This is a genomic window from Billgrantia sp. Q4P2 (assembly GCF_052806135.1).
Map to the genome: position 1 here is coordinate 72,792 of NZ_JBRBAI010000004.1, position 25,597 is coordinate 98,388.

21 protein-coding genes are annotated in these 25,597 nt (G+C 63.0%); 3 read left to right on the plus strand and 18 right to left on the minus strand.

Features of this window, described 5'->3' with window-relative positions:
- Positions 1-15 precede the first annotated feature (15 nt).
- The 6 genes from ACUY1T_RS08260 to phnD all read right to left on the minus strand — a co-directional run bounded on the left by ACUY1T_RS08260 (position 16) and on the right by phnD (position 6,213).
- On the minus strand, positions 16-2,079 hold the full coding sequence (locus ACUY1T_RS08260) for a methyl-accepting chemotaxis protein (RefSeq protein WP_446021748.1): 2,064 nt from the start codon (positions 2,077-2,079) through the stop codon (positions 16-18).
- 108 nt (positions 2,080-2,187) lie between these two features.
- Positions 2,188-2,616 (minus strand): host attachment protein, encoded by a 429-nt coding sequence (locus ACUY1T_RS08265; protein WP_446021750.1) that lies wholly within the window; start codon positions 2,614-2,616, stop codon positions 2,188-2,190.
- Between the two features lie 121 nt (positions 2,617-2,737).
- Positions 2,738-3,547 (minus strand): phosphonate ABC transporter, permease protein PhnE, encoded by an 810-nt coding sequence (phnE, locus tag ACUY1T_RS08270; protein ID WP_446021751.1) that lies wholly within the window; start codon positions 3,545-3,547, stop codon positions 2,738-2,740.
- Complete coding sequence (gene phnE / locus ACUY1T_RS08275) at positions 3,541-4,350, minus strand: phosphonate ABC transporter, permease protein PhnE (RefSeq protein WP_446021753.1); 810 nt, start codon at positions 4,348-4,350, stop codon at positions 3,541-3,543. The genes phnE (ACUY1T_RS08270) and phnE (ACUY1T_RS08275) overlap by 7 nt, the downstream gene beginning before the upstream one ends.
- Positions 4,337-5,143 carry a phosphonate ABC transporter ATP-binding protein gene (gene phnC, locus ACUY1T_RS08280; RefSeq protein ID WP_446021755.1) on the minus strand — a complete coding sequence of 269 codons (807 nt, stop codon included), beginning with the start codon at positions 5,141-5,143 and terminating at the stop codon, positions 4,337-4,339. The genes phnE (ACUY1T_RS08275) and phnC overlap by 14 nt, the downstream gene beginning before the upstream one ends.
- A 68-nt stretch (positions 5,144-5,211) precedes the next feature.
- Positions 5,212-6,213, minus strand: coding sequence for a phosphate/phosphite/phosphonate ABC transporter substrate-binding protein (gene phnD / locus ACUY1T_RS08285; RefSeq protein WP_446021757.1), 1,002 nt, complete (start codon positions 6,211-6,213; stop codon positions 5,212-5,214).
- Positions 6,214-6,383: 170 nt separating this feature from the next.
- Between phnD and ACUY1T_RS08290 the strand changes: the two genes are divergently transcribed.
- The 3 genes from ACUY1T_RS08290 to ACUY1T_RS08300 all read left to right on the plus strand — a co-directional run bounded on the left by ACUY1T_RS08290 (position 6,384) and on the right by ACUY1T_RS08300 (position 9,171).
- Entirely contained in the window at positions 6,384-6,974 is a 591-nt protein-coding gene (locus ACUY1T_RS08290; protein WP_446021759.1) for a histidine phosphatase family protein, read from the plus strand.
- A 128-nt stretch (positions 6,975-7,102) separates the two neighbouring features.
- A complete protein-coding gene (locus ACUY1T_RS08295; protein WP_446021761.1) occupies positions 7,103-7,531 on the plus strand; it encodes a hypothetical protein in 429 nt (142 codons plus the stop codon).
- A gap of 104 nt (positions 7,532-7,635) precedes the next feature.
- Positions 7,636-9,171 carry a diguanylate cyclase domain-containing protein gene (locus ACUY1T_RS08300; protein ID WP_446021763.1) on the plus strand — a complete coding sequence of 512 codons (1,536 nt, stop codon included), beginning with the start codon at positions 7,636-7,638 and terminating at the stop codon, positions 9,169-9,171.
- Here the strand turns inward: ACUY1T_RS08300 and ACUY1T_RS08305 are convergent.
- The 12 genes from ACUY1T_RS08305 to ACUY1T_RS08360 all read right to left on the minus strand — a co-directional run bounded on the left by ACUY1T_RS08305 (position 9,149) and on the right by ACUY1T_RS08360 (position 25,389).
- Positions 9,149-9,877 carry an amino acid ABC transporter ATP-binding protein gene (locus ACUY1T_RS08305; RefSeq protein ID WP_446022434.1) on the minus strand — a complete coding sequence of 243 codons (729 nt, stop codon included), beginning with the start codon at positions 9,875-9,877 and terminating at the stop codon, positions 9,149-9,151. The genes ACUY1T_RS08300 and ACUY1T_RS08305 overlap by 23 nt on opposite strands.
- A 50-nt stretch (positions 9,878-9,927) precedes the next feature.
- A complete protein-coding gene (locus tag ACUY1T_RS08310; RefSeq protein ID WP_446021765.1) occupies positions 9,928-11,028 on the minus strand; it encodes an amino acid ABC transporter permease in 1,101 nt (366 codons plus the stop codon).
- 10 nt (positions 11,029-11,038) lie between these two features.
- Positions 11,039-12,229 (minus strand): amino acid ABC transporter permease, encoded by a 1,191-nt coding sequence (locus ACUY1T_RS08315; protein WP_446021766.1) that lies wholly within the window; start codon positions 12,227-12,229, stop codon positions 11,039-11,041.
- Between the two features lie 115 nt (positions 12,230-12,344).
- On the minus strand, positions 12,345-13,373 hold the full coding sequence (locus ACUY1T_RS08320) for an amino acid ABC transporter substrate-binding protein (protein WP_446021767.1): 1,029 nt from the start codon (positions 13,371-13,373) through the stop codon (positions 12,345-12,347).
- 176 nt (positions 13,374-13,549) lie between these two features.
- Complete coding sequence (locus ACUY1T_RS08325) at positions 13,550-14,572, minus strand: amino acid ABC transporter substrate-binding protein (RefSeq protein WP_446021769.1); 1,023 nt, start codon at positions 14,570-14,572, stop codon at positions 13,550-13,552.
- A gap of 232 nt (positions 14,573-14,804) precedes the next feature.
- Positions 14,805-16,361: an alkyl hydroperoxide reductase subunit F gene (gene ahpF / locus ACUY1T_RS08330; RefSeq protein WP_446021771.1), complete on the minus strand. Its 1,557-nt coding sequence runs from the start codon at positions 16,359-16,361 to the stop codon at positions 14,805-14,807.
- Between the two features lie 173 nt (positions 16,362-16,534).
- The gene (gene ahpC, locus ACUY1T_RS08335) at positions 16,535-17,098 is read right to left on the minus strand and encodes an alkyl hydroperoxide reductase subunit C (protein WP_446021772.1); all 564 of its coding nucleotides are present in this window, start codon (positions 17,096-17,098) and stop codon (positions 16,535-16,537) included.
- Positions 17,099-17,225: 127 nt separating this feature from the next.
- Positions 17,226-17,630 carry a ribonucleotide reductase subunit alpha gene (locus ACUY1T_RS08340; RefSeq protein WP_446021774.1) on the minus strand — a complete coding sequence of 135 codons (405 nt, stop codon included), beginning with the start codon at positions 17,628-17,630 and terminating at the stop codon, positions 17,226-17,228.
- A 252-nt stretch (positions 17,631-17,882) separates the two neighbouring features.
- A complete protein-coding gene (locus tag ACUY1T_RS08345; protein WP_446021775.1) occupies positions 17,883-19,616 on the minus strand; it encodes a PilZ domain-containing protein in 1,734 nt (577 codons plus the stop codon).
- Positions 19,617-20,097: 481 nt separating this feature from the next.
- Positions 20,098-22,680 (minus strand): EAL domain-containing protein, encoded by a 2,583-nt coding sequence (locus tag ACUY1T_RS08350; RefSeq protein WP_446021777.1) that lies wholly within the window; start codon positions 22,678-22,680, stop codon positions 20,098-20,100.
- Positions 22,681-22,871: 191 nt separating this feature from the next.
- Positions 22,872-24,038 (minus strand): ChaN family lipoprotein, encoded by a 1,167-nt coding sequence (locus ACUY1T_RS08355; RefSeq protein WP_446021779.1) that lies wholly within the window; start codon positions 24,036-24,038, stop codon positions 22,872-22,874.
- A gap of 10 nt (positions 24,039-24,048) precedes the next feature.
- Positions 24,049-25,389 carry an MFS transporter gene (locus tag ACUY1T_RS08360; protein WP_446021780.1) on the minus strand — a complete coding sequence of 447 codons (1,341 nt, stop codon included), beginning with the start codon at positions 25,387-25,389 and terminating at the stop codon, positions 24,049-24,051.
- Positions 25,390-25,597: the final 208 nt, after the last annotated feature.

Consider the following 25,597-nt stretch of genomic DNA (forward strand, 5'->3'; position numbering starts at 1 on the left):
CCGCCCCTCTGCCCGTCAGCGATCACGCAGCCGGAAACCGCCGACGACCTGGGCCAGGCGGTCGGCCTGCTCGCTGAGCTGTTCGGCGGCGGTGGTGGACTCCACCACGAGTGCCGCGTTCTGCTGGATCGTGCGGTCGAGGTCGGCCACGGCCACGCTGACCTGGCCGATGCCGTCGCTCTGCTCTCCGGCAGCCATGCTGATTTCGCCGAGCATGTTGGCTACCCGGTTCACGCTGGCCATCAGCTCGCCCATGCTCTCGCCGGCGCGGCCAACCAGCTCGGTGCCGGTGATGACGCGCTGGCTGGAGGCCTCGATCAGCGCACGAATGTCGCGCGAGGCCTCGGCGCTGCGGGTGGCGAGCTGACGCACCTCGCCGGCGACCACGGCGAAGCCGCGGCCGTGCTCGCCGGCCCGGGCCGCTTCGACCGAAGCGTTGAGCGCCAGCAGGTTGGTCTGGAAGGCGATGCCGTCGATCACCTTGACGATCTCGCCGATCTTTTCCGATGAACGGCTGATCTCCTGCATGGTCTCCACCACCTGGCCGACCGCCTCGCCCGAGCGATGGGCAACCTCGGCGGCCGACTTCGACAGGCCGTTGGCCTCGCGTGAGGAGGCCGAAGTGTGCTCGACGGTGGCGGATATCTGCTCCATCGAGGCCGAGGTCTGCTGCAGGCTGGCGGCGGCCTGCTCGGTACGCCGCGACAGGTCCTCGCCGCCGTTGGCGATCTCGCTGGCCGCCAGGTGTACCGATTCGCTACTGTCACGCACGTCGAGCAGCACGTCGTGGATCTTGTCGACGAAGGCATTGAACTGGGTGGCGAGCTTGCCGCTCTCGTCGCGCCCGCGCACCGGCAAGCGCTGGGTCAGGTCGCCGTCTCCGCTGGCGATCTCGCGCATGCGATCGGCCAACAGGCGCAGCGGCCGCGAGACCCGGGTACCGATCCACCACAGCGCCGCGAGACCCAGCGCCGCCAGCATCAGGCCGACCAGCGCCATGCCCAGGGTATCGGCGCGACGTTGCTCGCCCAACACCTCCTGCAGCGTTGCCAGCTCGGCCATCACCGCCTCCTCGGGCAAGCGGATCAGCAGCGTCCAGGGCGCTTCGCTTGCGCCGATGGTGAACGGCTGATAGCGCTCCAGCATGCCCTCCCGCGCCTGGCTTACGCTGGCCCCCTGTGACTGCGCCCGGTCGATGGCACCGAGCACCTCGCTGTCGAACGCCTCGCTCGCCGCGGCGCCGAGCCGCTCGGCATTGGCGGTATGGGCTACCAGGCCACCGCGCCCCGCCACCAGCGCCATCTCGCCCGCACCGCCATAGAGCGCCTGGTTGGCCTCGAGCAGCAGCGCCTGGATGAAGTCGAGCGCCAGGTCGACGCCGGCCACACCACGGAATGCACCGTCGACCAGGATCGGCACGTTGAACGAGGTGACCAGCAGCGTCTCGCCGCCGTAGTCGTAGGGTGCCGGGTCGATGATGCAGGGCGCGAGCGTCTCACGCGGGCAGAGGTAGTACTCACCCTCGCGCACGCCGCTGGCGAGTGGCGTGGTGCTCTCCATCGTCTCGCCCAGCGGCAGCACCTCGACGCCGCCCTCCCCGGTACGGTACCACCAGGGCATGAAGCGCCCACTGCCATCGTAGCCCTCGCTCTCGCCGAGATCGGCATGCAACGCATCGCGGCCGAAGGCGTCGGGCTCCCAGCCGATGAAGGCGTCCAGCAGCGAGGGGTTCTCGACGACGGTCTGGCGAACCAGATTGGAGAGTTCGCGCCGGCTCAGGGAGAGAGCACGGCGACCGCCGGCGTCCCGCTGACCCATCAGCGCATTGGTGTCGGCCAGTTGGGTGGCCAGCGTCAGCGCATGCTCGAGTTCACGCTGGATACGCCCGGCCTCGGCATTCGCCAGCACCGCCAAGCGCTCGTCCACGGCCCCTTCGAGCAGCTCACGGGTATGGGCCTCGACGGTTTGCTGGGTACGTGCCGAAGAGAACAGGCCGTAGATGACCAGTACCCCGACCACGGTCAACAGGCAGGGGCCGGCCAGCAGGACCACGAACTGGCGGATCGATCTGAGGTGCATGGGCGCTCTCGCTGAAGTAGGAAGCAAGTGGCAGCGAAGAAAACTTCGCAGCCATGCTCACTCTATCGGCAAGAACGCCCGCGCCTTGAGACGAAAGTCTCGGCGCGATCAGCGCATATCGCTGACGGCCTCCTGAATATCGTTCAGCGGCGCCTTGGACAGGTCCTTGTCCAGGGTGTGGATGATCAGCTTGCTGGATGGTCCGTCGAGCTTGTCGCGCAGCACACCCAGGAAGCGAGGCGGGGCGACGAGTATCAGCTTGTCCAGGCTGTTGTCTACCCGGGCCTTGTAGATGCGTTCGGCGATCTGCTTGGCGAAGATCTCCGCCTCGTGGTCCAGGGCAACGCTGTCGCCGCGACTGGCGCGTCGCGTATGAGCCATCGACTCGTCGACGCTACCCGTGGCGCCAGTGACCAGATCCCCCTCGTGCAGGCGCCCTTCGGCATGCACCAGGCTCTCCCTCTCCTCCAGCTTGAGCGCCTCGCGGGTGAACACGCGCGCGCGAGCCGCATCCGCCACCACGATATACGTTGTCATAGCCTCTCCTTGAGTCGAGTTGAAGGAAAAGCCCGCCAATCCCGTTGCGGGCTTTCTTCCTTCAACATGGCAACCAGACCCTCCAGGGTCAACCGACTCCCGACCTTTCAGGGTCAATCGACTAGAGTACCTTGCGCCGGAGAAGCCCCGTCACTGCCTCGCCGATCAGCACCAGCACGATGATGGCGATCAGGATGGTGGCCACGGTGGGCCAGGCAAAGGTATCGATCGCCCCCTGCAGGATCACCCCGATGCCACCGGCACCCACCAGCCCCAGAACCGTCGATTCGCGGATGTTGATGTCCCAGCGCAGGATGACGATGGCGAAGAAGGCCGGCATCACCTGCGGCACGACGGCGTAGGCGATCACCTTGGCCTTGGAGGCACCGGTGGCTTCCATGGCCTCCACCGGGCGGCGGTCGATCTCCTCGATCGCCTCGCCCATCAGCTTGCCGATGAAGCCCACCGAGCGGAACATGATGGCCAATATTCCCGCCAGCACCCCCGGGCCGAAAATGGCCACGAACAGCAGTGCCCAGATGATGGTGTTCACCGAACGGCTGGCGACCAGGATGAAGCGGCCCAGCCACAGGCAGGCGCGGTTGGGGGTAGTGTTCTGAGCGGCGATGTAGGAGACCGGCAGGGCGATGAAGATGGTCAACACGGTGGCCAGCGTGGCGATATGCACCGTCTCGAGCAATGCGTTGGTGATGGCCGCCAGCCGCGAGGGATCGGGTGGCCACATGCGCGCCCCGAGGCTCGATATCTGATTCGGCGCGTCCCATACCCAGGGCCAGAAGATGTCGATGTCACGTACCGCCCAGTAGACCACCATCACGGTGGCCAGCAGCACGGCGTAGCGAATCAGGCGCTGCTTGCGGTCGTAGCGCTGCCACACGCGGTCGGCCAAGGCTCCGGCATGATCTACCATATCTTCTTCCTCACCCAGCCGCTGATGCCTTCACTGACCAGGATCACGGCGATGATCGTGATCAGGATCGCGAAGGCGAAATCGTAGTCGTAGCGGCCGAAGGCATTCATCAGGGTGCCGCCGATGCCACCGGCGCCGACGATGCCGACCACTGCCGAAGCGCGCAGGTTGCTGTCGAGCTGGTACATGGAGAGCCCCACCTGGCGCGGCAGGATCTGCGGGAACACGGCGTAGACCAGGGTGGCGAGGTAGCCCGCCCCGGCGGCCTTCATCGCCTCCACCTGGCCCCAGTCGATCTCCTCGATCTCTTCCGCCAACAGCTTGCCGACGAAGCCGATCGAATAGATCGTCAGCGTGAGGATGCCGGCCAGGGGACCGAAGCCGACCGCGGCAACGAACAGGATGGCGACGATCACTGGATGGAAGCTGCGCGAGACGATGATTACCGCGCGACCGAGCAGATAGATGGGCTTGGGGGCGACATTCTTGGCCGCCATCACCGCAAAGGGAATCGACAGTGCTACCCCCAGCAACGTCGCCAGGATGGCGATCTGAAAGCTCTCCTTGAAGCCGGTGATCAGCAGGCCGCTGCGTTCGAAGCTGGGCGGAAAACCACCGCCGAAGATGCGTGCCGCCCGCGGCAGGCCTTCGCTGATGCGCGCCCAGTTGAACGGCAGCGAGCCGAAGGCCCACACCAGATAGACGATCACCACCAGCCACAGCCCATAACGCAGCACCGGGTTGGCGATGAAGGGCGGCTTGCGCCAGGTGTGTGGCAAGGCCGTACGGTCAGGTCGAGTCATGCGCCACCCCTTGCGTCGCTCGTCCGGGCTCCTCGGTGATCTCCTCCTCTGCCGTCTCGATGCCGCCGTAGATGGCGTCCAGCGCCTCCTTGTCGAAATCGGCTGGCAGGCCATCGAAGATCATCCTGCCGTGACGCAACCCGACGATGCGTTCGGTGTAGGCCTTGGCCTGGGCCACGTTGTGGATGTTGATCAGCACCGGCAGCGAGAGTTCGCTGGCGAGACTCTGCAGCAGTTTCATGATCTGCTCGGAGGTGCGCGGGTCGAGCGAGGCCGTCGGCTCGTCGGCCAGCAGGATCTCGGGTTCCTGCATCAGCGCCCGTACCACTCCGACGCGCTGGCGCTCGCCGCCCGAAAGCTCGTCGGCGCGCTTGTTGGCGTAGTGGGCGATGCCCACCCGCTCCATCAACTGGAAGGCGCGCTCGATATCGCTCTGGGGATAGCGCCGCGTGATCGCCTGGAACAGGTTGACGTAGCCGAGCCGCCCAGCCAGCACGTTCTCCATCACCGTGAGCCGGTCGATCAGGTTGAAGCCCTGGAACACCATGCCGATCTTGCGCCGGGCCCGGCGCAACTCGCGTCCTCGCAGATTGACCAGCTCGGCACCGTTGAGCTTGATCGAGCCGGAGGTCGGCTCCACCAACCGGTTGATACAGCGCAACATGGTGCTCTTGCCGGCCCCGGAGGCACCGACGATGGACACCACGCTGCTGCCTTTCACTACCAGGTCCAGCCCCTCGAGCACCGGCTTGTCACGGCCGTAGCGCTTGACCAGTTTCGAAATCTCCAGCATTCAACCACCTCACGTCACAGGAAAAGGAGCGCCCCCGGTCATGCCGAGGGCCCCAGCATTCGCCAGGCTCACTCCTGCTCCAGGTCCTCGCGGGTGTAGCGCACGTCGTTGGCGGCCTGGATGGTGCGGATGACCTCCCAGTGCTCCTGGTAGTTGATCGGGATGAACTTCTCCACGCCCTCGAATTCGTCGCCCAGCGCGGTGCCGGCGAAGTCGAAGGAGAAGAAGGCCTCCTCGATCTTCTCGACCAGATCGGGATGCAGGTTGTGAGCGTAGTTGTAGGAGGTGGTGGGGAAGCGATCGGATTCGTAGATCAACCGCACATCCTCCTCGTCGTAGAGCCCCCGCGCCGCCATGCGCTCGACCACCTCGGAGGCCACCGGGGCGGCATCGTAGTCGCGGGCGACTACGCCGAGCATCGACTGGTCGTGGCTGCCCGAGTAGACCACCTCGTAATCCTCGTCGGGCACGATGCCGAGTTCCGGGAACAGGGCGCGCGGCGCCTGGTTGCCGGAGTTTGAGGTCGGCGAGGTATGCGCGACGCGCTTGCCCTTGAGATCCTCCATCTCCTCGATATCGGAATCGACGTGGGTGAACACCTGCAGGGTGTAGCCGAACTGGCCGTCGTCGGAGCCCATCAGCGCGAAAGGTACCGCTCCTGCCAGGTTCACGGCGAACGGTGTCGGGCCGGTGGAGAAGCCGGCGATGTGCAGCCGTCCGCTGCGCATGGCCTCGACCTGTGCCGAGTTGGACTGCACGGCGAAGAAGCGCACGTTGCGTCCGGTCACCTCCTGCAAGTGGTCGATGAAGGGCTGCCAGATGTCGGAGTAGATCGCCGGATCCTCCACCGGAGTGTAGGCGAAGATCAGCGTATCGGGGTTGGCCCATTGCGACTCGTCGGTGGGGCGGTCGGCAACCATGTTGCCATCTTCATCGCAGTAGAGGTCATCCAGGTCGCCGCGGGGGCAGTCGGCCTGGGCCTGGGCCGACACCAGCAGGGTCAGCGGCAATAGCGAGGTGAAGGCCAGGGTGGCGAAGGGGGAACGGCCGAATATCTTGGACATTGTCATTGGCGTGTCTCTCTGTATCACTGTAATTATTTGAGTCGATGTCGTCATAAGCATTATGGCAGGATCGAATGACTTGGGTGATCCCGCCCATCCTGCTCGGAAGCGAACATGCGCATGCCATAATGATCACAAACGAAACTAACCACCAATCTAGGTAGTGTGACAATACGATGTCAAACCGATTTCACCCCGCCCCGGGTCAACGCAACAACCGCTACCTGCTGATGCGGCACGGCCATAGCCAGGCCAATGCACGGCACTTGATCATCAGCACACCGGCCCGGGGACTCACCTCGTTCGGCCTCTCCGAGCAGGGTGAGGCGCAGCTGGAAGCGCTGCTCGCCGAATGGCGCTGGCCGGCACCGACCCGCATCCTGCATTCCGATTTCCTGCGCACCACCGAAACCGCCAGGCGAGTGGCCGCTCGCTTCGGCCTCGCGCTGCAGCCCGAGCCACGCCTGCGCGAACGCGACTTCGGTGATTTCGAGGGCTTGGCGGATAGTCTTTACCCCGATGTCTGGGCGCATGACGCTCGCGACCCGGAGCATCGCGAATACGGCGTCGAAAGCGTGACCAGTGTCGCCGCCCGCATGCAGGGCGTGGTCGCCTCGCTGGAACAGGCGCTGCGCGACGAAACCATTCTGCTGGTGAGTCACGGCGACCCGCTGCAGATCATGCTGACCGCCCTCGAAGGCCGTCTGCTGAGCGAGCATCGTCTTCGCGAGCCGCTGCTTCCCGCCAGCATCACGATGCTCGACTAAACTATGCCCGACTGAGCGAGTGCCCCAACGTAACGGCTGACGCTCGTCGCAATCTGGGTTAGCATCGAATCGTCGGCAGGGATGTCGGCCAGTTCATCGTACTGCGATGCGTCAACGGGAGGAGCCCGATGCGACAGTTCCTGTTTCCCCGCCGCCCGCTGTCCCGCGGCGTCCTGCTCTTCAGCCATTTCGTGCTCCAGCTCGGTCTGCTGGCTGGCGCAGCGATGTGGCTGATGCCGCGCACACCCTGGCTCGCCAGCGTCGATTGGAGCTACGCCTGGCCCAGCCTGGCGCTGGGCGCCGGACTCTGGCTGGCCGCGACCTTGGGCCTGCGCCTGGTCGTCGAGCTCTGCCTGCTACCCCACCACCTGGGTACCCGGGTCGGCTTTGCCCCTGGCGACATGGTCACCCGCTCGTTCGAGCGCCGGCCGGCCGTACACGACAGCCAGGCAGCCTGGACCAGCGAGGCACGCCCGGTGGAAATCGAGCCCAGCGTTTTGGGCAATGCTCGCGTGACACGCCCCGCCGAGCCCCTCAAGCCCCAGGGAAGCACCTGAGCATCTGCAATGGCAACTTAGCCTATTCGCTAGGCAAGTTGCTATGTAAGCCGAATGTAAAGCCCTGTTATGATCGGCCTACCGCCTGATGGATGAGCTTTCTCATGCCGGTACCGGTCCACCCCGACGCCAAGCGCCTCCTCGCCGCCCTCGCCAGGGGCAGCCAGGCGCTGATGAAGGGGCGCTTCTGGGGTGACGGCGTCGATGCCTTGCTGGGCGAGATCGGCCGGGCCTCCGGCGCCAGCCGCGTGTGGATCTTCCAACTCCTCGAGTTGCAGGATGACGCCGTCATTCAGGACTACGTGTTCGAATGGGCGGCCGCGCCGCGCTATCGCCAGCTCACTCACAAGCGTTTCCGCTTCTTCTCCACCCTCTTTGACGACCCGATCTATCAGCGGATGGTCGAGGAGCGCCAGCGTGGCGTGGCACAGCGCTTCATTACCGAGCGGATGGCAAACGGGCCGCTGCGCGAAAACCTCGAAAGCCAACGGATATGCTCGATGGTCACGGTGCCCATCATGGTGAACGGTCGCTGGTGGGGCACGCTGGGAATTGACGACTGCGAGCGACCGCTCGACTGGGAAGGTACCGGTCTCGATGCCCTGGTCGTCGGTGCCGAGTTGATCGCCTCGGCCATCTATCGACACCAGCTCTCCAGCCGGCGGCGCCAGTTGGAGCTCTTTCAGCAGGTGGCCGACTGCGGCATCTGGGAGGTCGACCTGCACAGCGGATCGACCTGGTGCTCCCGCGCCCTGCTGCGCACGCTGGGCTATCCCGACGACTACGCCCGCCTGCCGCTACGCCGCCTGCTGGCACACATCGTCCCGGCCGACCGCCAGCGCCTGTGGGCGCAGCTGCGCGAATGCCTGGCCCGCTCTCGGCGGAGCTGCCGTCTCGATGTCCGGCTTCGCAGCGCCAAGGAGCCGATGCGCTGGCACGAGATCGTCGCTGAACTGGCCTTCGATGAGAGCAACCGGCTCAGTATTGCCTCGGGCCTGGTCATCGACATCACCCGGCGCAAACAGGGCGAAGAGCGTGCCATGATCGCCGCCGAATACGACGAACTCACCGGCGTGATGAATCGGCGCGGACTCACGCGTCACTTGAAGGCGATCCTGGGCAGTACCTCCGCCGGTCCCTGCCACCTGCTGTTGCTGGATATCGACAACTTCAAGCTGATCAACGATTGCTACGGACACCCCGCAGGCGATGCATTGTTGAAGCTGCTGACCACCCAATTGGGCAACGAGTTGCGTGGTCAGGACGTGCTGGCCCGCGTGGGCGGGGAGGAGTTCGCGATTCTCGTCGGTGGCCTCGACGACGCCCAGGCGCTGCAACTGGGCGAGCGTCTACGGGCCAGCGTTGCCGATAGCTCCTTTCCCCTACAGTCGCTTGCCGGCGACGCGAAGACCCGCCATATCGACATCACCCTCAGCATCGGCATCGCCAGACTGCCCCATGGGCAAGACCCGCAGCACGCCCAGGCGCTGGCCACCGCCCAGGCCGACCAGGCGCTCTACGCCGCCAAGCACGCCGGACGCAACCGGGTGCTGATGTTTGGACAACACGGCACTCCGCCGGGCCCGCAGAACGACGCGGACCCGGCGGAACCCACCCTCAGTGGCCCAGGATCTGGCTGAGGAAGAGCTGGGTACGCTCGGACTGCGGGTTGTTGAAGAAGGGTTCCGGCGCGTTCTCCTCTATGATCTGCCCCTGGTCCATGAAGATCACGCGGTCGGCCACGGTCTTGGCGAAGCCCATCTCGTGGGTCACGCAGAGCATGGTCATGCCCTCTTCCGCCAGTTCCACCATGACGTCGAGCACCTCCTTGATCATCTCCGGGTCGAGTGCCGAGGTGGGCTCGTCGAACAGCATCACGTCGGGGTGCATGCACAGCGAGCGGGCAATCGCCACGCGCTGTTGCTGACCGCCGGAGAGCTGGCCGGGATATTTCTTCGCCTGCTCGGCGATCTTGACCCGCTCCAGGTACTGCATGGCGAGCCGCTCCGCCTCGCGACGCGGCTTCTTCTGCACCCATTTCTGCGCCAGGCAGCAGTTCTCCAGCACCGTGAGGTGCGGAAAGAGGTTGAAGTGCTGGAATACCATGCCCACGCTGCGGCGGATCTGCTCGATGCGCTTGACGTCCTGGGTCAGCGGCACGCCGCCCACCACGATCTCGCCGGCCTGGTGCTCCTCGAGATGGTTGATGCAGCGGATCAGGGTCGACTTGCCCGAGCCCGAGGGCCCGCAGATGACGATCCGCTCGCCGCTCTTCACTTCGAGGTTGATGTCGCGAAGTACGTGGAAGTCGCCGTACCACTTGTTGACGCCGCGCATCTCGACCATCAGGGTCTCGGCGCCGGCCTGGGTTGCCTGTTCGTTCATCTTATTCGTCCTTACCGCTTATGGCCGGTATGCAGTTTTCTTTCCAAATATTGACTGTAGCGCGACATGCTGAAGCAGAAGATCCAGAACATGAACGCGGCGAACACGTAGCCTTCCAGGGAGAAGCCCAGCCAGCGGGAATCCGACAGCGCTGCCTGCACGATGCCCAACAGGTCGAACAGCCCGATGATCATGACCAGGGTGGTGTCCTTGAACAGCGAGATGAAGGTGTTGACGATACCGGGAATCATCATCTTCAGCGCCTGAGGCAGTACGATCAGGCCCATGCGCATCCAGTAGTTCATGCCCAGCGCCGCCGCCGCCTCCTCCTGGCCACGGGGAATGGCCTGCAGCCCGCCGCGGATGACCTCGGCCATGTAGGCGCTCTGGAACAGGGTGATGCCGATGAAGGCCCGGATCAGGCGGTCGACGCTCACGCCGGTCGGCATGAACAGCGGCAGCATCACCGAGGCCATGAACAGCACCGTGATCAGCGGCACACCGCGCCAGAACTCGATGAACACCACGCAGAAGCTCTTGACGATGGGCATCTGCGAGCGGCGACCCAAGGCCAGCAGGATACCGATCGGCAATGCCCCGACCATGCCCACCACGGCCAGCACCAGGGTCAGCATCAGGCCACCCCAGCGGTGGGTCGGCACCAGAGGCAGGCCGAAGTGGCCTCCGTAGAGCATGAAGTAGGCGAAGATCGGGAACGCCACCAGCGTTGCCAGCGCCACCCAGCGCTTGAACGGCAGCCGCGGCAGCGCCAGCCAGGCGATCAGGGCGGCAAAGGTGACGAAGGTCACATCGACCCGCCAGATCTCGCCGCGAGGATAGAGTCCATAGATGAACTGGGTGAAACGGGCGCTGACGAACACCCAGCAGGCCCCTTCGCGGGAGCAATCGTCACGCGTGGTGCCGATCCAGTCGGCGTTGATGAAGGCCCACTGGATCGTTGGCGTCAGCAGCAGGTAGAGCAGATAGATCCCCAGTAGGGTGAAGAAGCTGTTCACCGGACCGCTGAACAGGTTGGCCCGCAGCCAGGCCACTGGCCCTACCGTGTTCTTCGGCGCCGGTCGCGCCTCGATCATCTTGTATTGAATCGTCATGGCGCCTCTCCTAGCGTTCCACCAGCGCCACGCGGGCGTTGAACCAGTTCATGAACATCGACACCAGCAGGCTGATGGTGAGATAGACCGCCATGGTCATGGCGATGACCTCTATTGCCTGGCCCGTCTGGTTGAGGGTCGTACCGGCGAACACCGAGACCAGGTCCGGATAGCCGATGGCCGTGGCCAGTGAGGAGTTCTTGATCAGGTTGAGATACTGGCTGGTCAGCGGCGGGATGATCACGCGCAGGGCCTGAGGTACCACCACCAGGCGCAGCACCAGGTTCTGCGGCAGGCTGAGCGCCTGGGCCGCCTCGGTCTGGCCGTGGGGAATCGCCTGGATACCGGAGCGCACGATTTCGGCGATGAACGACGCCGTGTAGATCGACAGCGCCAGCCATAGGGCCAGGAATTCGGGGATGATGGTAAAGCCACCGCGGAAGTTGAAACCGCGCAGCTCCGGCACGTCCCAGGTGACCGGCACGCCAGTTGCCACCAGCACCAGCAGTGGCAGGCCGACGATCAGGCCCAGCGAGATCCAACCCGCCGGCAGTCGCTTGCCGGTCGCCTCATGGCGGCGCTTGTTCCAGATCGTCAGCGCGATGCTGGCCACGATGGCCACGCCAAAGGCCAGGGGAATCAGGCCGAAGCCGGACTCGAACAGCGGCTCCGGCACATAGAGGCCGCGCACGTTGAGAAAGATCACCTCGCCGAGGGAGTAGCTGTCCCGCGCCGAGGGCATGGCGCGCAGAACGGCGAAGTACCAGAAGAAGATCTGCAGCAGCAGCGGGATGTTGCGGAAAATTTCTATATAGCCGTTGGCCAGCCTCGCGATCAGCCAGTTGGGTGAAAGCCGGGCGATGCCGACGATGAAACCAATGATGGTTGCCGCGATGATCCCCAGCGCGGAAACCAGCAGGGTGTTGAGCAGGCCCACCAGGAAGGTTCGGCCGTAGGTGCTCTGCGACGAGTAGTCGATCAGGCTCTGGACGATGCCGAAACCAGCGGTATTGGTCAAAAAGCCGAAGCCGGTGGTGATGCCGCGAGCGGCCAGGTTGGCCTGGGTGTTGCCGATGATGTAGAGCAGGAAGGCCACCACCGCAGCGATCAGCAGGGCCTGGAAGATCAACGCCCGCTTGGCGCGATCGCGCCAGAAAGGCGGTTTGGGGCCTATGGATTGGGCCTTGGGTCGAACGGACATGAAGGAACTCTCCGCCTGGATCCGTCAAGCAGGTATCAGCCAACCGGCCCGGGGTGTATCCGGGCCGGGGCCAGTACGAGGATCGGGGCACCTCGCGATGCCCCGGGCGGTACGATCAGCGAACCGGCGGAGCGTACTGGATGCCGCCCTCGGTCCACAGCGCGTTGATGCCGCGCTCGATCTGCAGCGGTGAACCCATGCCAACGTTACGCTCGTAGCTTTCGCCGTAGTTGCCTACCTGGCTGATGATGTTGTAGGCCCAGTTGGCGTCGAGGCCCATGCCCTCACCGTAGTTGCCGTCCTGACCCAGCAGGCGGGCGATGTCCGGGTCTTCGGAGTTGCGCATCTCATCGACGTTCTCGCTGGTGATGCCCATCTCCTCGGCGTTGAGCATGGCGAACAGCGACCATTTGACGATGTTGAACCACTGGTCGTCGCCCTGACGCACCACCGGCCCCAGCGGCTCCTTGGAGATGACTTCCGGCAGGATCACGGATTGATCCGGGTTGGAGAGCTGGATGCGCAGCGCGGCCAGCTGGGAGGTGTCGGAGGTCAGCACGTCGCAGCGTCCGGCCTCGTAGCCGCCCACGGTCTGCTCGGAGGTGTCGAAGACGATCGGGTCGAACTGCATGCCGTTGGCACGGAAGTAGTCGGCCACGTTCAGCTCGGTGGTGGTGCCGGACTGGACACAGATCGCTGCACCGTCGAGATCCTTGGCACTGGAAACACCCAGGTCCTTGTTGATCATGAAGCCGATGCCGTCGTAGAAGTTCACGCCGGCGAAGTTCAAGCCCAGGGTAGTATCGCGGGTGGTGGTCCAGGTGGTGTTGCGCGAGAGCAGATCGACCTCACCGGACTGCAGCGCAGTGAAGCGCTCCACGGCGTTCAGCGAGATGTAGCGTACCGCCTCGGCATCGCCGAAGACCGCGGCGGCCACGGCGCGGCAGACATCGACATCAAGCCCCTGCCATTCGCCCTGATCGTCCGGTGCGGAGAAACCCGGCAGACCGTCGCTCACGCCACACTGCACGGCACCACGCTCGATGGTGTTCTGCAGGGTGTCTGCCGAAGCCAGGGAGGCGGTACCCAGAGCCAGTGCCGCTGCGGAAGTGAGCAACACCCACTTGTTCTTGTTGTCGCGCATGAAAGATCCCTCGTAAATGGTTTGGAGTTCTTGAACGCAGCATGCCGGAGCATGTGCCTGCACCTTAGCAAGGTTTGTTCCAAGGCAGCGATAGTGCAGGCAAAACTCTTATTCAACGCTCAAGCCGGAGGCGATCCGGCCTGAACCGCTGCCCCGTCTTGGTGCAACCAGGCTTGTCAGCGCACCGGTGGCGCATAGTGCAGCCCACCCTCGGTCCATAGGGCGTTCTGGCCACGGGCAATATTGAAGTCGGAGCCGGCCCCCACGTTGCGCTCGAACATCTCGCCATAGTTGCCCACCTGCTTGACGATCCGGTAAGCCCAGTCGGCGGAGAGTCCCATGCCCTCGCCGTAGTTGCCATCGCGGCCCAGCAGACGCGCGATGTCCGGGTCCTCGGAGCCGAGCATCTCATCGACGTTGGCCTGGGTGATACCCAACTCCTCGGCATTGAGCATGGCGAACAGCGTCCACTTGACGATGTTGAACCACTGGTCGTCGCCTTGGAGTACGGCAGGCCCCAGCGGCTCCTTGGAGATGACTTCGGGCAGCACCACTGCGCTGTCGGGGTCGGCCAGCTGCATACGCTGGGCGTAGAGCTGGGAAGCATCGGAGCTGAGCACGTCGCAGCGCCCGGTCTCGAAGCCCGCTATCGACTGCTCCGGCGAATCGAACACCACCGGCTCATACTCCATGCCGTTGGTGCGGAAGTAGTCGGCCAGGTTGAGTTCGCTGGTGGTGCCCGACTGGGTACACACCGCGGCACCATCGAGCTCCGTGGCGCTTTCTACACCCAGTTCGCTGGCCACCATGAAGGCCTGACCGTCGTAGTAGCTGACGCCGGTGAAGTTGATGCCAAGCGTCGTATCCCGACTCGAGGTCCAGGTCGTGGTGCGCGAAAGCACGTCCACTTCGCTCGACTGCAGGGCCGTGAACCGTTCCACCGAGTTCAGCGGCACGAATTGCACCTTTCCGGCATCACCCAGCACCGCCGCGGCGACGGCCCGGCAGACATCGGTATCCAGGCCCCGATAATTGTCCTCGTCGTCCAGCGCCGAGAAGCCCGGCTGCGCAGCATTGACGCCGCAGCGCACTTGGTCCCGCTCGCGAACGTCATCGAGCGTGGCCGCTTGGGCCAAGCCGACGCCACCAAGTATCAGCGCCGACGAGGCCAACCAAGCCAGCCTGTCGTAATGGGTCATGTCGTTCCCTCGTTGTCATTGGATGAAAGCCCTGGCAGGGCCTCGCTTATGCTTAGCGCATCCTCACGCTACCTGCACGGCGTCTCGCCGCCTGCGCGCGCCTTGCCTTCAACGAAGAATATTTAGCCCACTAAGAAAATGCCCCGCAGGCCAGGCCTGCGGGGCATTCGGATAGCGCATGAGGAGGAAAAGTGGACGACCGGGGTCGACACGCCTGCCGGGGCGGTCGACGTCAGTGCCGGATGAGATAGTCGAAGGCGCCCAGGGCGGCCTTCGAGCCCTCGCCCATGGCGATCACGATCTGCTTGTAGGGCACCGTGGTCACGTCTCCGGCAGCGAAGATACCCGGCACCGAGGTCATGCCGCGCTCGTCGATCACGATCTCGCCGCGCGGCGACAGCTCTATAGAAGAGTCGGTGAGCCACTCGGTGTTGGGTACCAGGCCGATCTGCACGAAAATGCCTTCCAGCTCGAGCGTCTTGATGGCGCCGCTGGCGCGCTCTTCAAAGGTCAGGCCGGTGACCCGGGTGCCGTCGCCGTTCACTTCGGTGGTGCGGGCGCCAAGCACGATCTCGACGTTGGGCAGGCTGCGCAGCTTCTTCTGCAGCACCGCGTCGGCACGCATCTCGTCCATGAACTCGATCAGTGTCACGTGGCCGACGATGCCGGCCAGGTCGATGGCCGCCTCGACGCCGGAGTTGCCGCCGCCGATCACCGCTACGCGCTTGCCCTTGAACAGCGGGCCGTCGCAGTGGGGGCAGTAGGCCACGCCCTTGTTGCGGTACTCGGCCTCGCCGGGCACGTTCATCTCACGCCAGCGGGCGCCGGTGGAGAGAATCAGCGTCTTGCTCTTGAGGCTGGCGCCGGACTCGAACACCACCTCGTGCTCGCCGCCCTGGTCGGCTGCCGGAATCAGCTTCACGGCACGCTGCAGGTTCATGATGTCGGCTTCATACTCCTTGACGTGCTGTTCCAGCGCCGCGGCCAGCTTGGGGCCTTCGGTATAGGGCACGGAGATGAAGTTCTCGATGGCCATGGTGTCGAGCACCTGGCCACCGAAGCGTTCGGCCGCCACCCCGGTGCGGATGCCCTTGCGTGCGGCATAGATGGCTGCCGCGGCACCGGCCGGGCCACCGCCCACCACCAGCACGTCGAACGGATCCTTCTCGTTGAGCTTGGCCGCCTCGCGCTGGGCCGCGCCGGTGTCGACCTTGGCCAGGATCTGCTCGAGGCTCATGCGGCCCTGGTCGAAGGGCTCGCCGTTGAGGTAGATGCTCGGCACCGACATCACCTGGCGCTCTTCGACCTCGTCCTGGAACAGCGCACCGTCGATGGCGACGTGGCGCACGCCCGGGTTGAGGATCGCCATCAAGTTCAGCGCCTGCACCACGTCGGGGCAGTTCTGGCACGACAGCGAATAGTAGGTCTCGAAGTGCAGCTCACCCTCGAGCGCCTTGATCTGCTCGAGGGTATCGTCGCTGACCTTGGGCGGGTGGCCACCGACCTGCAGCAGCGCCAGCACCAGCGAGGTGAACTCGTGGCCCATGGGAATGCCGGCGAACACCAGGCCGGTATCCTCGCCGGGACGGTTCAGTGCAAAGGAGGGCTTGCGCGCGTCTTCACCGTCCAGGCGCAGACTGATCTTGTCGCAGAGGCTCTCGATGTCCTTGAGCAGCCCGTGAAGCTCCTTGGACTTGGCGCCGTCATCGAGGGACGCGACGATCTCGAACGGCCGAGTGACCTTCTGCAGGTAGGCTTTTAGCTGACTTTTCAGATTGTCGTCCAACATGACCGCGGTTTCCTTCATGTCTGGCTCAAGAACGACGGCAAGAGGTATCCCGACCGCGGACCGAAATCAGCGCGGCAGAAGCTTGCACGTCTTGGAAAGAGCGCCCGGGCAGTAAAATGCCCGGGCGTGGTACACACGAGGTCAGAGGGTAGCCTCGCGGGCCGCAGGATCGGTTAGATCTTGCCGACCAGGTCCAGGGACGGAGCGAGGGTCTCTTCGCCTTCCTTCCACTTGGCCGGGCAGACCTCGTTCGGGTTGGCGGCGACGTACTGGGCAGCCTTCAGCTTGCGCAGGGTCTCAGAGACATCGCGGGCGATCGCGTTGTCGTGGATCTCCAGGGTCTTGATCACGCCTTCCGGGTTGATCACGAAGGTGCCGCGCAGGGCCAGACCGGCTTCCTCGATGTGCACACCGAAGGCACGGGTCAGCTGGTGAGTCGGGTCACCGACCAGCGGGAACTTGGCCTTGCCCACCGCCGGTGAAGTCTCGTGCCACACCTTGTGCGAGAAGTGGGTGTCGGTGGTGACGATATAGACTTCGGCACCGGCCTTCTTGAACTCCTCGTAGTGCTCGGCGGCGTCCTCGACCTCGGTCGGGCAGTTGAAGGTGAACGCGGCCGGCATGAAGATCACCACGGACCACTGGCCTTTCAGGCTCTCGTTGGAAACTTCGACGAACTCGCCGTTGTGGAAAGCGGTAGCCTTGAACGGCTGGACTTCGGTGTTGATCAGGGACATTCAGTAACGCTCCAAGTCATTGATGGGTGATCCGAATACGGGGCCTATCATATCCATCGCAACCGATAGGCGAAAATTGATTGCCGCCATGGTTCCGATAAGGCTTGTCTATGGTGGCACCTGCGACTCATTGCAAGGCCACTGCCTCACCCTGACGGTTCAGCGCCAGAAAAGCCTGGGTATTGCCCATTTGCAGCGATTCGACCATGCGCTGCAGCTGACGTTCGACGGCTTCATCGGGCACAGCCTCGCCGCCGCTGCCTGACAGGGCTCCAACGAAGACGATGTTCCACTCGAGCCCGGTCTTCTGCGATTCGGCCGTCAGCGCCGCCATGTCGCTGAGCTCATCGGGGGTCTTGTCGACGCACAGCACCGGGGTCAACACGCCGCCCTCCCCTTGCTCGAAGCGCTGGCGCTGCTCCGCAGTGGGGTTGTCCGGCAGCTCGGCGCGGGTGAAGACGAACAGCAGCCGCTGTGGCTCGGGTTGGCGCCGTGCTTCATCCAGCAGGTCGGCGAAACGGGAAATGGCCAAGACGATTCTCCAGGAATGACCGCCCACCAACGCGGGCACATGAACGTTCGCCGGGCGATCCCGGCACGGTTCCGACACGATAGCGCATCCGACACCGCGACGTGCAAGGGGTTAGGGCGACCAAACGACGCGCAGGGTCGCCTCATCAAGTAGCCAGGTGCCGGCATCCAGGCACGCGTCGGGCAAATAAGGTATCGATTGGCCGAGCCCTGACGCTCAAGCCAGGCGGTCAGCACGAGTTCTTACGTGAAACTACACCTTGAGAAGTTTGACTCCATAATCCCCTGGGTTCACGATGCCTTCGAGCTTTCCGACCTGAGAGAAATCCTTGGCCGTCAAGCAACTATTTATATTGGTATCTTTGAATGCCAAGTTCTTGATAACGTTGACCTTTATGGGCATACCCTTCGCATCGATATCAATAATCCAGGCTAGAAAGCCTCCGGAGAATTTGGCCAAACTGCCGATTGGGTAGAGCCCGTAATGCTGGATATATTCAACGAGCACAGTCTTGTCGAAAGACTCGGAAGCATCATTGACCCAGCGATAGGCGTCAAGGGGCGACCGTGGCGGGATGCCATTGCGTTCATTGGTCAGCTTATTGATCATTTTAAGTACCGAAACTAGCCTGACAACCTCGGAAAGTTGACCGCCCCGCTTTCCAACAGGGTAACCGGACCCGTCAAGGCGCTCATTGGCGTTTTCCAGCACATCGAGGCAGGCTGGGCTAGGCGTCCAACCCAACGCTTGAAGCTTGTCCCTCAGTGCTTCGACATGGCCTTTAAGAATTTCCTTCTGGTAGGGCTTCATATGCGCTTTGAGCGATGGCAGCTTTTCGCTGACCAGTAGCGGCTTGCCCATGGTATGCAGCAGAGCACCCAATACGGCTTCGCGTACCTGCGGGGAGTGTGGATCTCGTAACAGCATCATATCCGCCAGCATGCCGCCAACCTGGACCGCATGGCGCACCCAGTCCGGTTCGTCACGCAGGAAGGCCAGAGCATAGAGCAGGGACTTGCGATCCTGCGTTACCAGATACAGTAGGGTATCGGCACAGTCATAGAGGACCTCTTCCGGGAAGAGGCTACGGGTTTTCATGTACATCAACCCGACCTGAAGCTGGTGGGCGACTTCCAGCACACCACGCTGCATGGGGGATTGCCGAATTTGCTTCTGGCGCTCTTGCTCTTCACGCTGCAGAATCTTTTTCTCCTTGGCTCCAGGAATAAACAGAGGAGAATGGCTAGACAGCTTGTCGTTGGTGCCCGTCCGATAGGCAGCCTCTCGTTCCGCTTCCGCCACATAATGAAACAACGCTTCTGACTGCGCCGCGGTCAAGTTGGTGAACTGAAGACCCACGGCCGCATAGCCATGGTTGCCGAACGGACGCATGTGGCGGATACGCCCCTCCGCGAAGAAACTCTCCCCATTGGGAAATTCAAGAGTGATGCCAGGCACGACCTGATCCACGGTGATTGCGATACTGTCGGCGATATCGATATCCACCATGCAGCCACCGACAGATAGATTTCGCAATCGCCCAGGGATGCTGAGCTCATGGAGGTACACTTCGACACTGACTCGAGCCTGCATTCCCAAGATGAAAGGGATGCGAATCTCTCCGCGGCTTTCTTGCACGAAGACCGATCTTGGTAGCTGGCATTCCAGGCGATAGGTCGTGCTGTCTGTCTTGAGAACCCTGGCCGCTACGTTGCTGATACTGTAAACCTCTCGCTCTCTTGGCTCCGGAGTCTTCAGTGCCTCGATATCGAAGCTCAAGTAGCCATCACTAATATAGCTTTCTATGTCGGATCCGCTGTATTCCGCCTCCAGCACAAGGTAACCCGCTTCAATATCCAATTCCGTCACTTCCGCCGGAAGAGCATAGGGCGCATATTTCGAGTACACCGACAGCTCGTGCTTGTGCTGAAGCAGTGAGCGAATCACTTGAGCTGAGGGATTTCCGGAGTGAGTGGCTGTATTCATGTCTTTCCTGCGGCTGAGGCCAAGAGCTAGGTTCTTGAAATATCAACCAATTAGAGGTGTATAAGATGCATCTTAAGGGTTGTCGAGAAAACCTTCGGCCAGACTCCATGGGGTGGTATGAAGTAAGCCTGCGAGTTTCGTGAAAAGGAGAACCTTATCCTCGACCGGTCATCGCGATACAGAGCGACGCCCTGAGCCGGTATGCGCAAGGCTCTGGCCGTGCGCTGCTGCTAGCCATCCCTGTAAAGGAGGTGTTGTGATAGTCTTCTGCGCACCTTCAAGAAAGCATGATAGTACAGCCAGCCATCTCCGGTGCTGATCCCACGGCCCAAGCGACGAAGTTGTCAGTATCGGGAGGTTTTTTGTCGTCAACAGTGCACCTCGTTCGCTTTGGAGCAGACGAGCGGAGCATGGGCACGCCCATTCTATGGAAAGCCAGCCGCGAGTGGAACCACCACCCTCGCCAGCGGCATGACGCCGCCTACGCAATGCTGTCACACACTCCGTTAGGCAACTGGACGGGCAGCATCAGAAGCTCCTGCAAAGGCATAGGCCTGGCGAAAAGATAGCCCTGGAGCAGGTCGCAATCGCGCAGGATCAGATCTTCCTGCTGTGCCCGCTCTTCGACGCCCTCGGCCACCACTGCCAAGCCCATATGGTGCGCCATGGTGATGATGCCCTCAACAATGGCTGCGTTGCTGCAGTTGTCGAGGATATCGTGAATGAAAGCTCGGTCCAGCTTGATTTTTTGGATGGGTAGGTCACGCAGGTAACTGAGACTGGAGAAGCCGGTACCGAAGTCATCGAGTGCAACGGAGACGCTCATTCCTCGCAGCTTGCTGATTATCTCAATCGCCTGCTCTGCCCCTCCCAGCAGGACACTCTCGGTGATCTCCAGCTCGATGAGTTCAGGTGGAAGACCTGTTTCATCCAGGATGCCTTGCACCTCGCCGAGAAAGCCATCGCGGTTGAACTGCAGGGAGGAAATGTTGACCGCCACCGGGTAGACTCGCTCTCCTTTGGCCCTCAGGTCAGCCAAGGTCTGGCAGGCTTGTTCTAGTACCCAGCGGCCGAGAGGGATGATCTGGCCGGTTTTCTCGGCAATGGGGATGAACACTCCGGGAGGTACCATCCCATGTCTTGGGTGATCCCATCTCAGCAGGGCTTCGACGCTGCGAATCTTACCCGTGGCAGCCTCAACAATAGGCTGGTAGTAGAGTTCGAACTGGTTCTCCTGCAGCGCTTCGTGAAGGTCATGACGTAGCAACACGTGCTTGCTCGTGTCTCGTTTGTCTTCCCCGCGATACCACTGCCAGGTGTTGCGACCCTGCTGTTTCGCCGCTTCCACGGCCAGATCGGCATGTTGCATCAATTCGTGAGCATCCTGAATCCTCTCATCGCTACAGGCGATTCCAATGCTGGTACTGATGTGCAAGGCACGACCTTCGATCACGAACGGCTGTTCCAGCGTCTTGAGGATGCGCTCGGCGGCCTTTATCACCTCTTCACGCGTCGTAAACCCCGGCAACAAAAAGACAAATTCGTCTCCGGTGTGGCGGGCCAATGTGTCGTCAGGGCCCAGCAGCTGGCGTAGGCGGTCAGCTACAGCCACTAGTAGCTGATTTCCCACCCGGTGCCCTAGACCATCGTTGATCGCTTTGAACCCGTCCAGGTCGAGATACATCACCACCAACAGCTTCTGGTTTTTTCTGCTGAGCGGAAACTCTCGCTCAAGTCGGTCATCCAGAATCGACCGATTGGGCAGGTCAGTCAGCAGATCATGAGTCGCCTGATAGGCTATCCGGGCCTCCTGGCTCCGTTGCTGTGTGATGTCTTCCTGAATGCCGATGAAGTGGGTACAGCGGCCACTTTCGTTTAAGACTGGGCTGATAGATAACCGATTCCAGAATGGCGTGCCGTCCTTACGGTAATTAAGCAGCGTAACTTGAACATCGGTACGCTCCATCAAGGCTTGTCGGATAGCTCGAATGGACTCGGGGTCGGTCTCATCGCCTTGCAGGAATCGGCAGTTTTTACCCAGTACCTCCTCAGGCTCATACCCGGTGATGCGGCAGAAGGCCCCACTAGCATAGACGAGCGGCATGTCCTGGGTTGACTCGGTCATGAGGACCCCATTGGGGCTGGCCTCGATCCCGCGTTGCAGTAGCCGGAATATGGCCTCCTGACGCTTGCGCTGCGTGATGTCACGACAGATCCCGTAAACACCCACGATCTTGCCGTCCACGGTTACAGGAAAAATGGTAACTTCCAGATGATAGGCGTAACCCTTGGCATGGACGCCCAAGGTTTCGTAGTGGCGAGCTGCTCCAGCCCTGGCCGCATTGAATGCTTCTTGAGTCAACTCGCGATAGTCAGGGTCTACGAATTCATTGAAATGGCGTCCAAGAAGCTCCTTCTCCGCATAACCGGTGATGTGCTCCAGGGCGCTATTGCCACGCTGGAACCGGCCCTGGAGATCGAATTCATAAACCCCGTCGGGATGATTCACGAATAGGGAGCGATGCCACTCGGCTAGTGTCCGGTGGCGGTGACTGTCATGATCTCTGACGATTGCCAGGGCGACGAGAGCCGCAGCTTGGCGAAGACGCCCCTTACTCAACTCGCTGGGAGCGCTCGGCTTCCGGAAATATGCACCGAGCGTCCCCAACAGCTCATCCTGTGCGGTCAACACCGGGCTCGACCAGCAAGCACGGAGATCCTCGGCAAGGGCAGCGTTACGGAAGGGCTCCCAGCGCGGATCCACGCTGATATCTTCCGTAACGACCAGGCGACGAAGGTAAGCGGCTGTCCCGAAGGAGGCAACACCCGGGCCGATGCGAACATTCAGGAGGCGTTCGGTGTAGCGCTGGGAGAAGCGTTGGTTGGGAAGAAGGCTGAGTGAACGCTGTGCTGAGTCGTAGCGCATGAAGGCCACCACAGCGCCAGGGAGCATGATACCGATCCAGTGGGCAATCGCATCCAGGGTCTGCTCCAGCGGAGCCTGCTGGGCGATTAACTCATGGATGCCCTGCTGAGCCTCCAGCAGGGAGAGGTCATCGATCACGTCACTGTCTCCAAATAGCCCCCTCTGGATCAGTTGGAGAGCTGAAGTATTTTTAGGGAATACTGAAGGAGATAAGCAAGCTAGGCAAGATTAGCTGTCAATAAACAAGAAAGGGGCCTAAGCCACGGGATCATCAGGTAGGCGGCGTTGAATAACGTAGGGCTTTTCCGCATGAGCAGCGATATGCCTGATCACCCCTCACTCCGCGGCGGAAAGCGCGCCAGCACTTCATGCGCCTCGCCGTTGCGGCGCACTTCCAGCGGCAGCAGGGTGCCGGGCGGCTGGCGTTGCACCAGTCGGGTGAGATCGGCGGGCTGCACCAGGCTCTCGCCGGCCGCCCGCAGGATGACATCCCCCTCCGCCAGACCCGAACGCTCGGCCACGGAGCCTTCGAGTATGCCCTGGACCTCGACCCCGTCTTCATGGGGCACGATGATGATACCCAGTTGCATCGGCGGCGAAGTTTCCGCCGGGGTTTCATCAAGCGTGAATATCGCGCTTGCCAGCCCACCCGCAGGTGGCTCGCACTCGCCGCTCGCCACGGACCAGGGCAGCAGGGTGGCGTGATCGCCGACACCCAGGTCATCGAGCTGATGGGGTACGCCGTGGCCGTACTGCAGATGCCCTTGGCCGATCAGTCCGACCACCAGCTCGCCCTCGGCACCGGCCTCCGCCAGCCCGGCGGCCATGGCGCGGTCCCATACCAGCTGCGCCGCGATGAAGCGCTGGAGGCCTTCGTCGCTCCCCTCCTCGTCCGCCGTTGGGTGCTGGGCGTGAATGGCCGCCAGCCGCTCACGGTAGTCAGGCAGTGCCTCGGCCGGGGCGGAGATGGCGAAGCGCTCGCCTTCCGGTACCGCCTGCCAGCCCTCCTCGACCAGCCGGCCGCGCAGCTCTGGCATCACGTTGACCGCCTTGAGGGGCACCCGGTGCAGGCGCGCGAAGTGCAGGATAGGCAGGTACAGCGCCGGGTCGAAACCCCAGGCGGCATGCCAGTTGCTGGCTTCGAGGAAATCCGCTTCGCCGAGCTCGCCGGCGACCCAGGCGTCCAGCGCCGGCTGGGCCTCGCGCGGCAGCATCTCCAGGCCAATTACCATGTCCGGACGTAGCGCATGCAGCCCGGCCAGCACATGCAGCTGCCAACGATGATGATCCATGCGGTCGTGCCGTTCGCCGAGGAGCACCACGTCGCGCCCGGCCAGCTCGGCAAACAGGGCAACGCTATCCAGGCGCTCGCCACCGGGCAGGTACCACTGACCGGGATCGGGACAGGTATCGGCACGCGCCGGCAGGTGCGCAAGCATCAGGGGCAGGCAGGCCAGCAATGCCGGCACACGGAACAAGGCGGACGAGAATCGCATCGGTATCTCCTTATCGAACCGCCTCATGATGGCCCATTCTGCCGTGCCAGGCAGCCTCCTCCTGCGCCTCGTCGTCGCTTCCCTCCTCGAAGTGGAACTCCATCTGGGTCGGCTCCAGGCGCGGGTCGAGTTCGGCGAAGTGCGGTGTCTCCAGGGACGGCACCGCCACGAAGGGCTCCTGCTCGACCTCTTCCACGGGCACGCCGGGGCGACGGCGGAGGCGCAGCGCCACGAACAGCGCCAGCAATAGCGAGGCGCCGCCGAGGAAGACCCACAGCCCGTCGGGGCCGATCGCCTGCATCACCAGCGAGGCCGAGAACGGGCCAATGATCGAGCCGATACCGTACCAGATCATCAGCTTGGCGTTGGCGGCGACGATTTCACCGGGCTCCAGCCAGTCATTGGTATGAGCCAGGCTCAGCGCGTAGAGGGTATGCAGCATGGCGGTGTGGAAGCAGGCCGCCAGTACCAGCATCCAGAAGTCGATGCGCACCAGCATCGACACGAAGGCGCCGGAAATCGTCATTACCACGGCCATGCCGAGAATCACCTTGCGCCGGTCGATGCGATCGGAGAGTCGCCCAAGACCCCACTGTGCGAACAGCGCCACCATGGTGGTGATCGCCATGAAGCGAGCCGTCTCGCCGGTGGTCAGGCCGATCTCCTGGCCGTAGAAGGGTGTCATGGCGAAGAAGGCCTGCACCATCATGCCGGCGGTGAAGGCGCCCACCAGCCCCACCGGAGCGCGTTTGAACAGCGCCTTGAGGCGAATCTTCTGCGGCTGGATGTCGTGGGTCTGGCGCGGGCCGTGGATACGCACGATCGACAGCGGCACCAGCGCCAGGGCGAACAGCATGCCGACGAGGGAGAACAGCGCCGGCCCGGCGGGGTCGGACAGGTTGAGCATCCACTGTCCGCCGGCCAGCGACAGGGTCGAGATGATCATGTACAGCGCCAGCACCCGGCCACGATTCTCGTTGGTCGATTCCCCCGACACCCACGACTCCATCACCATCAGCATGCCCGCCGTGGCCACCCCGCCGAGCAGGCGCCAGGCCAGCCAGGCCCAGGGGTTGACCCACAGGCCGTGGAGCATGGCGGTAACCGCCAGGATGCCGGCGCAGGCGGCGAACACACGGATGTGGCCGACGCTGCGGATGCGCTTCTCCAGCAGGTAGCTGCCCAGCACGAAGCCCAGCGAGAAGCTCGACATCAGCAGGCCCGCCATGTGCGAGGGGAAGCCCTCGATGGACATGCGCACCCCGAGCAGGGTCATGATCAGGCCGTGCCCGAGCAGGAAGCTGATTTCGCAGACGAAGAGGATCGGTAGGGTTGCCGGTAGACTGCGCAAGGTGTCACTCCATTGACGATGCTGGACGCGAGACGTCCCACGGTGTCCGAACAGGCTGCCTGGGCCAAGTGTAGGAAGGCCGCCGTGCTTCTTGCCAGCTCCCCTCCAAGCCGCCGCGCCTCGCTATCGGCCTGGGCCGCCAGGGTCTACGCTGGGAAGCAAGACGCTCGAAGCTGAACACCGGGCGCGCGGCACGCAAGGAGGCAAC

Excerpts from the sequence above, each read along its gene's own strand:
- ACUY1T_RS08300 (WP_446021763.1), top strand. The coding sequence starts at position 7,636 with ATGCCGGTACCGGTCCACCCCGACGCCAAGCGCCTCCTCGCCGCCCTC.
- ACUY1T_RS08355 (WP_446021779.1), bottom strand. The coding sequence starts at position 24,038 with ATGCGATTCTCGTCCGCCTTGTTCCGTGTGCCGGCATTGCTGGCCTGC.
- ACUY1T_RS08265 (WP_446021750.1), bottom strand. The coding sequence starts at position 2,616 with ATGACAACGTATATCGTGGTGGCGGATGCGGCTCGCGCGCGCGTGTTC.
- ACUY1T_RS08290 (WP_446021759.1), top strand. The coding sequence starts at position 6,384 with ATGTCAAACCGATTTCACCCCGCCCCGGGTCAACGCAACAACCGCTAC.
- ACUY1T_RS08345 (WP_446021775.1), bottom strand. The coding sequence starts at position 19,616 with ATGAATACAGCCACTCACTCCGGAAATCCCTCAGCTCAAGTGATTCGC.
- ACUY1T_RS08310 (WP_446021765.1), bottom strand. The coding sequence starts at position 11,028 with ATGACGATTCAATACAAGATGATCGAGGCGCGACCGGCGCCGAAGAAC.
- ACUY1T_RS08260 (WP_446021748.1), bottom strand. The coding sequence starts at position 2,079 with ATGCACCTCAGATCGATCCGCCAGTTCGTGGTCCTGCTGGCCGGCCCC.
- ahpC (WP_446021772.1), bottom strand. The coding sequence starts at position 17,098 with ATGTCCCTGATCAACACCGAAGTCCAGCCGTTCAAGGCTACCGCTTTC.
- ACUY1T_RS08305 (WP_446022434.1), bottom strand. The coding sequence starts at position 9,877 with ATGGTCGAGATGCGCGGCGTCAACAAGTGGTACGGCGACTTCCACGTA.
- phnC (WP_446021755.1), bottom strand. The coding sequence starts at position 5,143 with ATGCTGGAGATTTCGAAACTGGTCAAGCGCTACGGCCGTGACAAGCCG.
- phnE (WP_446021753.1), bottom strand. The coding sequence starts at position 4,350 with ATGACTCGACCTGACCGTACGGCCTTGCCACACACCTGGCGCAAGCCG.
- ACUY1T_RS08320 (WP_446021767.1), bottom strand. The coding sequence starts at position 13,373 with ATGCGCGACAACAAGAACAAGTGGGTGTTGCTCACTTCCGCAGCGGCA.
- phnD (WP_446021757.1), bottom strand. The coding sequence starts at position 6,213 with ATGACAATGTCCAAGATATTCGGCCGTTCCCCCTTCGCCACCCTGGCC.
- ACUY1T_RS08325 (WP_446021769.1), bottom strand. The coding sequence starts at position 14,572 with ATGACCCATTACGACAGGCTGGCTTGGTTGGCCTCGTCGGCGCTGATA.
- phnE (WP_446021751.1), bottom strand. The coding sequence starts at position 3,547 with ATGGTAGATCATGCCGGAGCCTTGGCCGACCGCGTGTGGCAGCGCTAC.
- ACUY1T_RS08315 (WP_446021766.1), bottom strand. The coding sequence starts at position 12,229 with ATGTCCGTTCGACCCAAGGCCCAATCCATAGGCCCCAAACCGCCTTTC.
- ACUY1T_RS08295 (WP_446021761.1), top strand. The coding sequence starts at position 7,103 with ATGCGACAGTTCCTGTTTCCCCGCCGCCCGCTGTCCCGCGGCGTCCTG.
- ahpF (WP_446021771.1), bottom strand. The coding sequence starts at position 16,361 with ATGTTGGACGACAATCTGAAAAGTCAGCTAAAAGCCTACCTGCAGAAG.